We start from the raw sequence: 15,511 nt of genomic DNA, 5'->3' as shown, positions 1-15,511 counted from the left end.
ATCATACTCAACAACTACTAAAAAAGATTCATATGAAAATCAAACATCTTATGATCGCAGGCTGTCTATTCACAGCTTTTACTCTACAATCATGTATTAAGGAGAAAGATCTGTATCAGGCACCTCCTACTACGTATTCCGAACTTAACTTACAACTGGACGGAGACTACCTCTCAACCGAACTGCCCATGGCACGCGCTACAACTCCAACCAAAATTAATGAAAGTGAAACATTAGTGGGAATCGCCATTACCATGACACCCAAAGAGGGACAGAATCCATCTTCAAAACCATACGCTTATGGTATTTTCCAGTTAGACAAGGCGAAAGATCCCAATAACCTAAAAATAAAAGTTATTGATGGATACACTTACCGCATCTCTTGCTCTATGATTGCAAATGCAAAGGACTCAATCATAAAAGACGAAAAAGGCTTCTTCGGAGCCCCTTTCGATTTGGAACGTAGCGGAAAAATCAAAGGGGAATGCCTGAACAAATTCCTGACTGCCGAACAAGCAGATGGAATCAAATTCTTATACAATATTGAAAACCCGAGAATACAAACGAGAAACGGATCACAAGACGCCTGCAACCGCCCGTTCATCGAACGTTATCATGGATTAAACGATAAAGTGGAAGTGACAGATGGCATGCAAAATCACATCATGCTCTATCGCCGTTTTTTCGGAGTAAAATTCAAACAAACAGGTTTAGAGAAAGGACGTCTTAGAATAAAACTTGAAGACGCACCAAGCATCTATTTGAATGCTAATGCAGATATTCATAAGACTGTTGAATCTGAATTAAAAATGGTCAGCATGAGAAATCTCACTGCCAATATACCTACTGGTGATAATCAACATTTAACAGAGAATGTAAAAGTGGCAGTATTTTGGGAAGAGACTCCAGGAGCAGAAGAAAAGACAATCATCAGTAGCAGTATCACATTCAAGAGAAACTATACCCATTCTATCGCACTAACCAATATCGAACATATAGGAACACCTAGTGACATAGGAATTGAAGTCGAATCAGGAGAAATGGGAGAAGATATTGAACAAGACATTCCATGGCAATGAGATAATGCCAAATAGGAGTTCGAATAACAAGCACTATACCAATATAGTGCATAAATGAAAAATACGAGATTCAGAATTGAGTCTCGTATTTTTTTAGTATTAATCTTGTAAAAACCCCAGTGAATAAGTAAAGAGCACATTTATTTCTATTTTCAACAAGTTTTATTCACATCATTCACTATATTTGCATAGTTTATCTTTCCATTTAATGCAAAAAAGGAGCAAATGACTACAAATTTAAACGAGACCTTTGCCGCTGTACAAGTAGCAAGTCGGGAATTAGCCCTGCTGAATGATAATGTCATCAATCAGATTTTAAATGCAGTAGCTGACGCAGCAATTGCAGAAACACCTTTCATTCTTTCAGAGAACGAAAAAGACCTCGCACGGATGGACAAAAATGATCCGAAGTACGATCGGTTGAAACTGACGGAAGAACGTTTGAAAGGTATTGCCGCAGATACACGCAATGTAGCAACACTCCCCTCTCCTTTGGGTAAAGTGCTGAAAGAGAGTGTTCGTCCCAATGGAATGAAGTTGACGAAAGTCAGCGTTCCTTTCGGAGTCATAGGAATCATTTATGAAGCGCGCCCTAATGTTAGCTTTGATGTTTTCTCCCTTTGTCTGAAGAGCGGAAATGCCTGCATATTGAAAGGAGGAAGTGACGCCGATTGTTCCAACCGGGCCATCATCAGTGTGATTCACAAAGTATTGAAGAAGTTCAAAATCAATCCACACATTGTAGAATTACTTCCGGCTGATAGAGAGGCTACGGCAGCGTTACTGAATGCTGTGGGCTACGTAGACTTGATTATCCCCAGAGGCAGCAGCAGTCTTATTCATTTCGTACGCGAGAATGCAAGGATTCCTGTCATTGAAACAGGAGCAGGTATCTGTCACACTTACTTCGATGAATTTGGGGATACAAACAAGGGAGCAGACATTATTCATAATGCAAAGACACGTAGAGTTAGCGTATGTAATGCATTGGACTGCACCATTATACATGAGAAGAGACTGGCCGACCTCCCTCTGATTTGCGAGAAACTAAAAGACAGCCATGTCATTATTTATGCTGATCCGCAAGCTTACCAGGCATTGGAAGGCCGCTATCCTGCCGAGCTCCTGGAACATGCAAAAGCAGAAAGCTTCGGCACGGAGTTTCTGGATTATAAAATGGCTGTCAAGACTGTAAAGAGCTTCGAAGATGCCTTAGGACATATTCGGGAAAACAGTTCTAAACATAGCGAGTGTATTGTTACCGAGAACGGGGAACGTGCAGCTTTATTCACCAGAATCGTGGACGCAGCTTGCGTATACACCAATGTGTCTACCGCTTTCACTGACGGGGCACAATTCGGATTAGGAGCCGAAATCGGAATCAGCACGCAAAAGCTACACGCACGCGGTCCGATGGGACTGGAGGAAATCACTTCTTACAAATGGGTCATTGAAGGAGATGGACAAACGAGAAGAAATTGAGACTATACCTATATGTTAAAAATCAAACAAGGTTTTGAGCGAAGCTAATTAAAAATTAAAAAATAAATGATATGAAGAAATTTACTTGTGTACAGGACATTGGCGATTTAAAATCAGCCCTTGCAGAAGCATTCGAAATTAAAAAAGAGCACTTCAAATATGTAGAACTGGGACGAAACAAGACTTTAATGATGATCTTCTTCAACTCTAGTTTACGTACCCGCCTCAGCACACAGAAAGCTGCTATCAATTTGGGAATGAATGTAATGGTACTGGATATCAATCAAGGTGCATGGAAATTGGAAACTGAACGTGGCGTAATTATGGATGGTGATAAACCGGAACATATATTAGAAGCCATTCCGGTTATGGGATGCTATTGTGATATCATTGGAGTACGCTCTTTTGCCCGTTTTGAAGACCGTGACTTTGACTATCAGGAAACTATTATCAATCAATTCATCCAATACTCCGGACGTCCTGTCTTTTCGATGGAAGCGGCAACACGCCACCCATTGCAGAGCTTTGCCGACCTGATTACCATCGAGGAATACAAGAAAACAGTACGTCCCAAAGTAGTTATGACCTGGGCTCCTCATCCACGTCCATTGCCACAGGCTGTTCCTAATTCCTTTGCTGAATGGATGAATGCAACGGATTACGAATTTGTCATCACTCATCCCGAAGGTTATGAGCTTGATCCGCAATTTGTAGGTAATGCAAAAGTAGAATATGACCAGATGAAGGCTTTCGAAGGAGCCGACTTCATATATGCCAAGAACTGGGCCGCTTATTCTGGCGACAACTATGGACAGATATTAAGCAAAGATCGTGATTGGACTGTCAGCGACCGCCAAATGGCAGTTACCAACAATGCTTATTTCATGCATTGTCTTCCGGTTCGTAGAAATATGATTGTGACAGACGATGTCATTGAAAGTCCGCAATCTATTGTGATTCCGGAAGCTGCCAACCGTGAAATCTCGGCAACTGTCGTTCTGAAAAGGTTATTGGAAGGACTGAAATAACCCCAAAAAATAAAGTGCTGATAAATCAGCACTTTATTTCTCTATTTCTTTACCTGCTTCCTGCCAGGAATTAAATCCCTTATCAAGCTCAAAGACTTTATATCCCTTCTCGCTCAAAATTGCCGCAGCCTTCTTGCTTCGTTTTCCACTGCGACAATATACAGCCACCGGTTTGTCTTTTTGCAACAAAGAATCAGCCATTGAAGCAAAAGAGTCATCCATCACATTGATGTTAATCGTCTTCGTGATATGCCCCTCCGAATATTCCGCAAGTGTACGAACATCCAGACGTTGTATATCCTCATTCTAAATAAGAGAATCAAACTCCTCTACATTCATTGATTGAAAATCCCCTTTCTGCTGACAAGAGAAAAGGGAAGAGAGAAATAAAAATATTCCCACGATTAATTGATTCAATTTAAACATATACACTCCATTATTCAATTCTGTCCCGGAGTATAGTCAAACCCAGGATCACAGTACTTATCAGATTCTATCGGAGAACCATCCTTATCGTACGTATAATATTTAAACTTTACCTTTATCGTCCGACCCGGATTCTCTTCATCTATATATTGCGCCAAAGGAACAGAAATGTAAGCACGCCGATTATAGTATTCTCCATCACTGTTCGCATCATGGTATAACAACATATTCACAATGCCATTTGTTTTAAGTTCGGACACATCTTCCACTATACCGAAAACATGTCCCTTGCCCGTACTGACCTTGAGATTCAAAATCATATTCAGATAATCCCTTCCAAGCCAGATACTGACCATCTCTACCGGATCTAGCTTTATACCGTCCTTGTAAATCGGATCATCTTCCGGTTTAGGTACCGGCGTTATGAGCGATTGCAAAGAATATATAGTAGCAGTGTTCTCACCGGAAAGCACCTCATAGTTACTCATTACACGTCTGGAAGTGTTTGGAGAGATAGTAGAACCCGTACGGTCTTCCGAAACAGTCAAGACTTCTCCCTTATCAGGAATAAGCGTTTGTATACGACCGTCTTCTCCGGCCTCTACAGTCACAAATTCCAGTTTCACCGAAGGATAATAATAGTCATCATCTCCACAGGCAGTCATCAGGAAAAGCAATCCCCACAACCAAACAACATGTAATTTTCTTCTTTTCATCGGCAAGCTGCTAAATAATTAACTAACGGATTGGAATACATTAATAACAACTTCTCACGCAAAAAGTCTTCATCCTTATTCGGAATCTTGATCTTTGCCAATTGTTGTTCAATATAGTTCATAAACTGCTGTTTCTCTTCTTCCGTGTAATTGGACACGAATTCCGTTGTGCCATTCAGCCAATCATACGCCACATAATTTCCCGGATATATCCGGTAATTACGATGGATGCGGCGATCAAGACAAGCAGAAATTCGGGCAAACAAATCCGGTTTCGGCAACGAACGGTCCAAGCCTTGCAAGTCATCATTCAAACAAGGAGCAACCTGAAAATGTACCCTGCCTTTATATCCGAAAAGACCTGTCTGCATATTAATCAAATCGTCCTGTGTCGTCTTTTTATATCCTTCGATGTCTCTCTTCAGCTGAAACTCTTGCGCTTTCAGAAAATCACACGGATCATATTCGTATGAAATAGCAAGCGGAGCAATATTCATTTCCATCAGGCGGTCTATCAAATCGCCTTCACCGCCCATTGCCAACATTTTCAATACACTGTCTTGTGTACGGTCATTCGAATCTTTTGCACGTCCTTCACGCTGCGCAATCCAAATAGACTGATTCTTCTCTGAAATGGTGTAATGCATATAACGGGACATACGCGCTGAAGATTCCAACATTTGCCGCATGGTCAACGCCCGCTGTACAATAAATGATTTATTGACACGCACCAGTTTCTTAATCCAAGGATAAATAAGCAAATTGTCGCCAATCGCAATTTCTACCGTATCCATTCCCTGGTCAATCAACAAAATAGAGAGAAAGCCCGAATCAAGAATAATATCTCTATGATTCGATATATACGTATAAGCTTTACTTTTATCCGGTATGGCGGTATGATCCAGTGTCAGTCCGGCAGTATGATCTGCCGCTATCTTCCACAAAATGCCATAACAAAATGCCTCCTGAAAATCAAGCTTAGTCTTACAGGCACGCATTTTTTGCGCCAGAAGTTCAAATGGAACGTTCGGTATAGCACCGGTAGCAGCTTTCTGAAAAGCCGGATCGGCAATCAGTTCCTCAAAGATTTGAGGAAGTTCCTCATCATTGTAAGGACGAATTTCATTAAACTCTGTCAGATCCATAAGTCTCAAGTATTATGTGCTCAAGTATTAAGTAATAAGTATAAAGTATTAGACTGCGTACAAACCGCATGGTTAATACTTTATACTTGATACTTAATACTTAAAACTTGTTTTCAATAATATCAGTCATCACATCCTTTATATCCAGTCCGGCTGCACGCACTTGCTGGGGAATAAAACTGGTAGTAGTCATTCCCGGAGTAGTATTTACTTCGAGAAGATTCAGTTTTTCACCGGCAGTTATAATGTAATCTACACGGATAATGCCGGAACAACCTAATATATCATAGATAGCTGAAGTCAGCATCTGTACGCGTTTGGTCAATTCATCCGAGATACGCGCAGGAGTGATTTCATCTACCTGTCCATTATATTTAGCATCATAATCAAAGAACTCATTGTGCGTCACTACTTCCGTAGGTGGAAAGATGACCGACTTCTCTTTTGTCTTATAACAGCCGCAAGTCAGTTCCGTTCCGTCCATAAACGCTTCAACAATCACCTCTTCCGCTTCTCCGAAAGCTTTAACAATGGCCGGTTGTATTTGTTCTTTTGTCTTCACTTTCGTAACTCCGAAACTCGAACCTCCCAGACTAGGCTTGATAAAACAAGGCAGGCCAATCTTTTCCACTACTTCCTCGTCAGAAACCGATTGTCCTTGGCGCAACAACAATGATTCGGCAATGCGCACTCCAAAAGCCTTCAGATATTGATTGCAGGTAAACTTGTCATAAGTAATGGCAGCCGCCAACACTCCACAACAGGAATACGGAATACGCATCATATCAAAATAGCCTTGCAGCCTGCCATCCTCACCCGGCGTACCGTGGATGGTGATATAAGCAAAGTCGAACACAACCTTCTCCGTTCCGTTCGTAAAACTAAAGTCGTTTCTATCCACCGGCACTTTGTTTCCGTCCGGTAATTGTACTTCCCAGCGACGGCCTTCCATCTCCACGATATACAAATTATACTTTTCCTTATCAATAAAGGAATAAATACCCTGTGCGCTACGCAGGGAAACTACGATTTCAGAGGTATCTCCTCCTGCTACGATAGCGATGTTGCGTTTCATTCTAATTCTCTATTACTTATATAGCCTCTCCACTTCTCGATAAGCCGGGTCATGTCATCCGGAAGTTCGGAAGTAAAATACATCTCTTCACCTGTGACGGGATGCACAAACCCCAATGTCATAGCATGCAAAGCCTGTCGGGGACAAGTGTCAAAGCAATTATTTACAAACTGTTTGTATTTACTAAAATGGGTTCCTTTCAGTATCTCATGACCGCCATAGCGTTCGTCATTGAACAACACATGACCGATATGTTTCATGTGGACACGAATCTGATGAGTACGTCCTGTCTCAAGTATACATTCCACAAGGGTTACGTATCCCAGTCTTTCCAGTACGCGGTAGTGTGTAACGGCATGTTTGCCCACTGTCGGATCGGACATCACCGCCATTTGCATCCGGTCTCTCGGATTACGGGCAATATTACCGACAATCGTTCCTTCATCCTGTTCCATAACACCCCACACCAAAGCACGATATTTGCGTTTGGTAGTCTTATTAAAAAATTGAATTCCCAGATTTGTTTTGGCATCCGGTGTCTTGGCAATCACCAGTAAGCCTGAAGTATCTTTATCAATGCGATGAACAAGTCCCACGTGCGGGTCATTGGCATCATAATCCGGTATATCCTTCATGTGCCAGGCCAGCGCATTGACCAGCGTGCCGTGATAGTTTCCGTGTCCCGGATGCACGACCAATCCCGCCGGTTTATTCACAACCATCAGATAAGGGTCTTCATAAACGATAGTAAGGGGAATATTTTCAGGAATAATTTCATTTTCATAACGGGGACGGTCCATCATCACCGTAATGACATCCAGCGGTTTCACTTTGTAGCTACTCTTCACCGGTTTGCCATTGGCCATAACGAATCCGTCTTCGGCAGCCTTCTGAATACGGTTGCGCGAAGCATTGACAATACGTTCGAACAGATATTTGTCGACTCTGACCATCGCCTGTCCCTTGTCTACAACCACGCGGAAGTGTTCGTAAAGCTGGGATTCGTCACCGACAGGTTCTATATCATCCAAATCATTCTCCAGTTCATCCGGAAGTTCTTCCTCTATCATGCGAGTCCGTTTCTGTTATTTATCTATTAAAACCAACTATCATCTTGAGCAGGTGATGATTCCGACGTAACCGGTTTCTCCGTATCCACGGAAACATCAACCGAGTCCTCTTCTTCCGACATATCACCGGAGCCGTCTCCCACCATCAATGTCAAAGAAGCTCCCAAAGGAATCTTTTCTCCGGCAGCCAACTGACGTCCCTGATACTTCACGCCGTACACCCAGTCTTTCTCACCATTTACCAATTGAATCTGATTCAGTTTAAAACCGGCATTCAGTAACTTGGCCTGTGCCTGGCGGAGCGAGCTGTTGTCCGCCACATCGGGAATGGCACGTAAAGGGACATCCAGGGTATTGACTGTCAGGTATACTGTACGTCCTTCCTTCACTTTTTCACCGGCTCCCGGTTTCAGTTCAAGAATGATACCCGCTGCTTTATCTTTGACATATTTGGTATCGGAAATCACATATACCAAACCGTGATTCCGGAACATCTTCGTAGCTTCTTCCACTGTCATTCCTTTCACATCGGGAACTACCACGCTTTCACCATGATGTGTATGTATATCAAGCCATTTCAACACACCAAATATCATCACTACCATCACCACAATCATGGCGATAATATTCACCCAGAAATATTTATTGGTTTTAAAAGAAAAGAATTCTTTAATAGTCATACGCATTGCTGTTAATATGCGCCAAAGATACGACAAAATAGTTGAACTTTTAAAAAGTAGGCGATGAAAAATGTCCCTACCTATTATGCAAAGACGCTTATCATCGCCAGAATTGCTGCAACTATAATCCCCACTCCTATAGATTTCAACAACCTTATTATAATGATACGGGGTTTCATGTCCCGGATATACTCTACCATCGCGTATGTTCGTTTATGAGTTTTATTTAATCTCACAAAGAAAAGCAAAAAGTCATAAATAAGAGCAAACAATACCGCTTTTTAACATACTATCCTCTTGAAAAACAGAGAAACCAAAAAGGCGAAGATTAAATTCTCCGCCTTTTTGGTTTCCTGATGACAAGTGATTATCACTTTTGTCCGTTGTACTCATCAGAAACAGTCAGTTTCTTTCTGCCTTTCGCACGACGAGCAGCTAATACTCTACGACCATTAGCCGATGCCATTCTCTCACGGAAACCGTGTTTGTTCTTTCTCTTTCTGTTAGAGGGTTGAAATGTTCTTTTCATTACTGTATCTTGTTTTTATGTTATTATTCTACGTAATCGGGCTGCAAAAATAGGCACTTTTTTTAAATTAACCAAGAGATAACTCATTTTTGCTCAAAAGTTTTTGTGTTTTTTACCGATTTAGATTACTTTTGCAGTCGAATTCCTGCGAAAACAATTAAATAACAATAATAGATTAAGAAAAATAGCAGTATGATTAATGCTCAAGACATCAAAAACGGAACTTGTATCCGTATGGACGGAAAGCTCTATTTCTGTGTAGAATTCCTGCATGTAAAACCAGGTAAAGGTAACACTTTTATGCGTACTAAACTGAAAGATGTAGTTAGCGGATACGTTCTCGAACGCCGTTTCAACATCGGTGAAAAGTTGGAAGATGTACGTGTAGAACGTCGTCCATACCAATTTTTGTATAAAGAAGGAGAAGATTATATCTTTATGAACCAGGAAACATTCGACCAACATCCTATCGCTCACGATCTGATTAATGGTGTTGACTTCCTGCTCGAAGGTTCAGTATTGGAAGTTGTTTCTGATGCTTCTACTGAAACTGTACTTTATGCAGACATGCCGATCAAGGTTCAGATGAAGGTGACTTATACAGAACCGGGCATGAAAGGTGATACAGCTACTAACACACTGAAACCTGCAACTGTGGAATCAGGTGCAACAGTACGTGTTCCTTTGTTCATCAGCGAGGGTGAAACAATCGAAATCGATACTCGTGACGGTTCTTACGTAGGACGTGTGAAAGCATAATTTGCAAAAACATATAAAAATAGCCGGGAGTCCAAGGACTTCCGGCTATTTTTATATTCATACAGTTCTATTATTTATATCCTGCAGCTTTCGCAATTCTTTTAGGAATTTCTGTATTGTCAATCTTCTCACCAAACAGTTGAGAACCTGCACCAATAGCAAATACAGGAACATAACCGGCAGAGTGCCCGCCACTTACCCAACCTATCATAGCGATTTCATCCATCACTTCCTTTGCACGTGCAGCCATCGGTTCGCTCTTAGAGTACATACTTTCAGCAAATACGACTTTATTCTTCACGAATGATTTCTCAAATTCATCACGCAACGTCTTTTCCTGTTCCCAAGAAAGAGGGAATTGTTTCCAGAAGCCCATTTCTTCGCCGAGGAATGTTTTCATGTCCTCCCAAGTGACTTTATTGCCTTTTGATTTTCTCAATTCACTGATACGTTGTGAAAGTCCGTCAGCAGAATGTTTCTGATATTGCAATGCTTTCAGGTTCAACGCATATTTTCCCGTACCGAGCACGATACCACCTGTTTCATGGTCTGCGGTAATCACAATCAGCGTTTCTTTCGGATGTTTCTTATAGAATTCATAAGCTACTTTGATGGCATTATCCATGTCTTTCACTTCGTTGAACACAGTAGCGGCGTCATTAGCGTGGCATGCCCAGTCTATTTTACCTCCTTCTACCATCAGGAAAAAGCCTTTATTATTGCCTTTAGTAAGAAAGTCAATAGCACTTTCCGTAATTTGTGCTAATGTCAAATCATTCTCTTTGCGGTCAATAGCATAAGGCAGACAAGAAGGATTGGCTCCCTCTTCCTGAATCAAGATCATCTTTTCTGCTTTTGCAGCTTTTGCCTTATAGTCATTGTAACCACGTGCTACTGTATATCCTGCCTCTTCAAAAATAGGGAAAATGCTCGGAGCTTCTTTCTTGTCATAAGTGGTGGTAGGTTTCAAGAAACCACCGCCTGCATAAAAATCGAAATTGGCTTTCGGCAAATCAAGAGCAATTTCATAATTCATATTACGATCGGGTTGATGTGCATAAAATGCGGCAGGAGTAGCATGATCCACACTGACAGAAGTCGTTACGCCCACCTTTTTTCCTGCTTTCTTTGCTTTTTCTGCGACAGTCTGAATAGCATTTTTATCTTCTCCTACAGAAATAGCGCCATTATAAGTTTTCTTTCCTGTTGCCAATGCAGTACCTGCAGCTGCAGAGTCTGTTACTGAATTTTTAGCAGAGAAAGTGGTTGCTACGGTAGCAACCGGAAATTGAGTAAATAACAAAGGCTCGACTCCAATACGACCATTTTGAATTTCCGCCTGATACATCTCCGTACCATTTACTTGATTGACTCCCATTCCATCTCCGATGAAATAGAATACGTACTTTGCCTGCCCGTTGGCTACAACGGAGATAAGGACAAAGAACAGTGTGTAGACTAACTTTTTCATTTTCTAGTATATTTATTTTAGATTAGTTGTCTACAAAGGTAGAAAAAAAAGAGAGATGCACAGTGGATTATTGAACACTAAAAGTAGATATTTGCTTTATACACAAGCATTATTGGCTCGTATATTACGAAGTAATAACATATTGCTATCTGTGAATAACATTATAGGTTCATTACATTCTGCTCGAACATATCTTTATCTCCGGCAGCTTTATTACGCATCCGGCTACGATAATTATAGATAGTTGCCAAAGAATAACCGAGAAAATGAGCAATCTTGTTACTGTCTACTACTCCCAGACGGATAAGGGCAAAGATACGAAGTTCTGTTGTCAGAAGTTCATCGGATTTAGGATACACTCTTCCTTCTTCTACCAGCAAATTATTGAAAGCTGAAATAAAGTTCGGGAAAAGTTTCAGAAAAGACCTGTCGAACTCATTATAGAATTCATCCCGCTCATCCCGGATAAACTGTTCGGACTTGATAGCTTTAAACAAATCTTCGATACGCGATGCCATTGCCAATTTTGCCAATGAACGACGATAAGTTTCCAGTTTGTCGAGATAGTTGACACATCTGTCCAGATAGCGGGCGATATAGACTTCTTTTATTTTTCCGGTTTGCTCCAGTTCCGCGTTGACCGCAGACATTTGTTTGTTAGCCAGACTAAGATTCCGCCGCATAACAGACAACTTCTTCATCCAACGATATAGATAGAAAATAGCAATCAGAAGAAACAAAGACAACAAACTGACACTAATCAACATAGCGCGGGAAACGGCACGTTCTTTTTCTTCTTTTAATTTATACGCCTTGTCGATAATCGGAAAAAACTCCGTCACCTCAATAAACCGCAAACGGGCATTACACGCCACAGCATCTTCCATCGAGCAACTCAAGTATTTGTAGGCACGGTCAATATCTCCTGATTCATACATCAGATGCGCGAGTTTCTGCAATGAAGCATACTCCCTCACCGGAGTTTCCAGATCCGCAATGGCAGTCAGAATCAGATAGTAAACTTCTTTTTCGATATCTTTCTTCATACTATAAGCTTCGGAAAGAGTATAATAAATATATACTTTCTGACGTTCATCCTGAATTTCTTTCAAAGCATTGTTCAGCATATCCACAGCGACATCGGCTTTCCCGTTCATTATGCATTTTTCGGCTAAAACAATCGTTTTGTTTGCCTCTGGAGGCATCGCAGCAATAATGGAATCTCTATATAAATCGGTTTTCTTCAAATACTTTTCTTTTTCATTCTTATTGGTCGTATAATCTGCTAACCACCCGTAGCAGGCACGATACGTCTGATAATAAGATAACCGAGTCCACTCATTCAATTTTTTAGGATCAATCCTCTCCAACTGTTCAATGGCTTCTATATACATTCCCATTACTCCCATTACCGTAGCACGATTAATGATGATCTCATACTCCAATTCCGGGCGGTTCAACAATGGAAGGATTTCCATCTCACGGTTAATATAATATAAGGACGAGTCTGCCTGATAATGCAAATAAGCACCAAAAAGAGAGGCATATAATTCATATTTTCGAACAGGATCAGTAGAATGGGCAAGTTCTAATTTCAAGTTATTAATCTCTTTCTCTTTCCGAATCTGGAAAGTCTCTTTCTTGCTTATAACTTCATCCAGCTTTTTAAGAGCAGCCGCATTATCCGTATGCATTGCACACAACGAAAAAGGAAAGAGCAAAAGAAGAAATAGCATATAAAGGGTTAGATTTTTCATAAGGTTCCTTTTTAAAGATGTTACAAATATAAGAAATATAGTAATGAAAACGAAAAATATGGGTATAACTATTTTCATTTTCACTTGTATTTTTCGGCATAAGGTATTAGAATATCCAACTAATTATCAGCAACATAGTCAGATAACAGGTTTATATTTCCATTCTAATCTCACAAAGGTGCACAGCATCCCCCTACATTTGCATCATCGGTTCTCCGAGCAAACAGTTAAAAATCTAGCTACCATGAAACGAAATTTGTTATTTGCTATTTTACTATTACTTCTATCGGGTTATCATCAAGCATTCGCCGCAACCAATATAAAGAAAGTGGCTCCTACCTTTTGGTGGGCAGGAATGAAGAATCCCGAACTACAAATACTTCTATACGGCGATGGCATATCATCCGCAGAGGTAAGTATTTCTTCTAATGACATCACCCTGCAGGACGTGGTGAAACAGGAAAATCCTAATTATCTGATCTTATATTTAGATCTTTCAAAAGCTATCCCTCAGCACTTCGACATTCTCCTGAAACAAGGTAAAAAACAGACTAAAATACCATACGAACTTAAACAGCGCAAAGAGAATGCTTCAGCAGTAGAAGGCTTCAACTCCAGTGATGTACTTTATCTCATTATGCCGGACCGCTTTGCCAACGGCAACCCCTCCAATGATATAATTCCCGGAATGTTGGAAGCAAACATAGACCGCAACGAACCTTTCGCCCGTCATGGCGGTGATTTAAAAGGAATAGAGAAACATTTGGATTATATTGCAGACCTCGGAGTTACGAGTATATGGCTTAACCCGATTCAGGAAAATGACATGAAGGAAGGCTCTTATCATGGATATGCCATCACCGATTACTATCAAGTAGACCGTCGCCTCGGAAGCAATGAAGAGTTTCGCAATCTCGTAAAAGAAGCCAATGCTAAAGGGCTAAAGGTAGTCATGGACATGATCTTCAACCATTGCGGTTCGAACAATTATCTATTCAAAGACATGCCTGCCAAAGATTGGTTCAACTTTGAGGGAAACTACATGCAGACCAGTTTCAAAACTGCCACCCAAATGGACCCTCATACTTCCGATTATGATAAAAAGCTGGCCATTGACGGTTGGTTCACACTGACTATGCCGGACTTCAACCAACGAAACCGTCACGTAGCCACTTACCTGATACAGAGTAGTATCTGGTGGATAGAATATGCGGGTATCAACGGAATCCGCCAGGATACACATCCTTACGCCGACTTTGAAATGATGGCGCATTGGTGCAAAGCGGTCAATGATGAATATCCTTCATTCAACATTGTCGGTGAGACATGGCTGGGCAGCAATGTACTGATCTCCTACTGGCAGAAAGACAGTAAACTTGCTTATCCGAAAAACAGTTATCTTCCTACTGTCATGGATTTCCCACTGATGGAAGAAATAAATAAAGCTTTCGACGAAGAAACCACCGAATGGAACGGAGGACTTTTCAGACTCTACGAATACCTCTCACAGGATATTGTCTACGCCGATCCAATGAGTCTGCTGACCTTCCTCGATAATCACGATACTTCCCGTTTCTACCGTTCGGAGGAAGATACCAAGAACCTGAACCGATATAAACAAGCCTTGACATTCTTACTGACTACCCGTGGAATTCCACAAATATATTATGGAACTGAAATCCTGATGGCAGCCGACAAAGCAAATGGAGACGGATTACTCCGATGTGACTTTCCGGGAGGTTGGCAGAATGACGCCAAAAACTGTTTTGAAGCAACCAACCGTACTCCGCAACAAAATGAAGCCTTCTCTTTTATGCAAAAACTGCTCCAATGGAGAAAAGGAAATGAAGTCATCGCCAAAGGCAAACTAAAACATTTCGCACCCAATAAAGGCATTTATGTTTATGAACGCAAATACGGTAACCAATCAGTCGTTGTCTTTCTGAATGGAAACGACCGGGAACAGACTATTGACTTACATCCTTATCAGGAAATACTCTCCACCTCGTCTGCTCATGATTTGCTCACAGACAAAAAGATTGAATTAAGAAATGAATTAACACTTCCAAGCCGTGGGATATACCTTTTAGCCTTCTAAGCAAGTTCACTACGACTTATATTTATCCAATGAAATCAGATAGATAAACAATTATAAAACAAGATACTAGCATTTATACAAACTTGTATTTTTATTCTAATCAAGCAAAAAAGTGAAGGTGGTTGCTACATTTGCAATATCCGAAACAAACAGGAATAGAAATATCGGTTAGCTTACAATTTAATACCATAAATAG

13 protein-coding genes and 1 pseudogene are annotated in these 15,511 nt (G+C 40.9%); 5 read left to right on the top strand and 9 right to left on the bottom strand.

Annotated features, from left to right (window positions below; all coding sequences use genetic code 11):
• Positions 1-32 precede the first annotated feature (32 nt).
• From AB5217_RS14990 to AB5217_RS14980, 3 genes are all read left to right on the top strand, one after another.
• Positions 33-1,079 carry a hypothetical protein gene (locus AB5217_RS14990; RefSeq protein WP_032842953.1) on the top strand — a complete coding sequence of 349 codons (1,047 nt, stop codon included), beginning with the start codon at positions 33-35 and terminating at the stop codon, positions 1,077-1,079.
• Positions 1,080-1,304: 225 nt separating this feature from the next.
• Complete coding sequence (locus tag AB5217_RS14985; protein ID WP_032842952.1) at positions 1,305-2,561, top strand: glutamate-5-semialdehyde dehydrogenase; 1,257 nt, start codon at positions 1,305-1,307, stop codon at positions 2,559-2,561.
• Between the two features lie 71 nt (positions 2,562-2,632).
• The gene (locus tag AB5217_RS14980) at positions 2,633-3,589 is read left to right on the top strand and encodes an acetylornithine carbamoyltransferase (protein ID WP_032842949.1); all 957 of its coding nucleotides are present in this window, start codon (positions 2,633-2,635) and stop codon (positions 3,587-3,589) included.
• 33 nt (positions 3,590-3,622) lie between these two features.
• On the opposite strand, the pseudogene AB5217_RS14975 reads toward AB5217_RS14980, so the two are convergent.
• From AB5217_RS14975 to rpmH, 7 genes and pseudogenes are all read right to left on the bottom strand, one after another.
• Positions 3,623-4,015, bottom strand: a pseudogene (locus tag AB5217_RS14975) (rhodanese-like domain-containing protein).
• Positions 4,016-4,029: 14 nt separating this feature from the next.
• On the bottom strand, positions 4,030-4,731 hold the full coding sequence (locus AB5217_RS14970; RefSeq protein ID WP_004299769.1) for a hypothetical protein: 702 nt from the start codon (positions 4,729-4,731) through the stop codon (positions 4,030-4,032).
• On the bottom strand, positions 4,728-5,876 hold the full coding sequence (locus AB5217_RS14965) for a 1-acyl-sn-glycerol-3-phosphate acyltransferase (RefSeq protein ID WP_004299768.1): 1,149 nt from the start codon (positions 5,874-5,876) through the stop codon (positions 4,728-4,730). The genes AB5217_RS14970 and AB5217_RS14965 overlap by 4 nt, the downstream gene beginning before the upstream one ends.
• A 100-nt stretch (positions 5,877-5,976) precedes the next feature.
• The gene (locus AB5217_RS14960) at positions 5,977-6,951 is read right to left on the bottom strand and encodes a D-alanine--D-alanine ligase (RefSeq protein ID WP_004299767.1); all 975 of its coding nucleotides are present in this window, start codon (positions 6,949-6,951) and stop codon (positions 5,977-5,979) included.
• A complete protein-coding gene (locus tag AB5217_RS14955; protein WP_004299766.1) occupies positions 6,948-8,021 on the bottom strand; it encodes an RluA family pseudouridine synthase in 1,074 nt (357 codons plus the stop codon). Before AB5217_RS14955 ends, AB5217_RS14960 begins: the two co-directional genes overlap by 4 nt.
• A gap of 26 nt (positions 8,022-8,047) precedes the next feature.
• Complete coding sequence (locus AB5217_RS14950) at positions 8,048-8,701, bottom strand: PASTA domain-containing protein (RefSeq protein ID WP_008776429.1); 654 nt, start codon at positions 8,699-8,701, stop codon at positions 8,048-8,050.
• 370 nt (positions 8,702-9,071) lie between these two features.
• On the bottom strand, positions 9,072-9,230 hold the full coding sequence (rpmH, locus tag AB5217_RS14945; protein ID WP_004299762.1) for a 50S ribosomal protein L34: 159 nt from the start codon (positions 9,228-9,230) through the stop codon (positions 9,072-9,074).
• 192 nt (positions 9,231-9,422) lie between these two features.
• Between rpmH and efp the strand changes: the two genes are divergently transcribed.
• The gene (gene efp, locus AB5217_RS14940) at positions 9,423-9,989 is read left to right on the top strand and encodes an elongation factor P (protein ID WP_004299761.1); all 567 of its coding nucleotides are present in this window, start codon (positions 9,423-9,425) and stop codon (positions 9,987-9,989) included.
• A 70-nt stretch (positions 9,990-10,059) separates the two neighbouring features.
• On the opposite strand, the gene AB5217_RS14935 is transcribed toward efp, so the two are convergent.
• Positions 10,060-11,460, bottom strand: a complete 1,401-nt coding sequence (locus tag AB5217_RS14935) for an alkaline phosphatase (RefSeq protein WP_004299760.1) — start codon at positions 11,458-11,460, stop codon at positions 10,060-10,062.
• Positions 11,461-11,621: 161 nt separating this feature from the next.
• Positions 11,622-13,217, bottom strand: a complete 1,596-nt coding sequence (locus tag AB5217_RS14930; RefSeq protein ID WP_004305037.1) for a DUF6377 domain-containing protein — start codon at positions 13,215-13,217, stop codon at positions 11,622-11,624.
• Between the two features lie 244 nt (positions 13,218-13,461).
• Between AB5217_RS14930 and AB5217_RS14925 the strand changes: the two genes are divergently transcribed.
• A complete protein-coding gene (locus tag AB5217_RS14925; RefSeq protein ID WP_195647168.1) occupies positions 13,462-15,315 on the top strand; it encodes a glycoside hydrolase family 13 protein in 1,854 nt (617 codons plus the stop codon).
• Positions 15,316-15,511: the final 196 nt, after the last annotated feature.

This window comes from Bacteroides sp. MSSM.1001136sp1_RTP21357st2_D2_RTP21359_211015 (assembly GCF_040913205.1).
GTDB classification, from domain to species: domain Bacteria; phylum Bacteroidota; class Bacteroidia; order Bacteroidales; family Bacteroidaceae; genus Bacteroides; species Bacteroides ovatus.
Note: the sequence above shows the minus strand (reverse complement) of the source record. Positions and strands in the feature narration are given on the sequence as shown.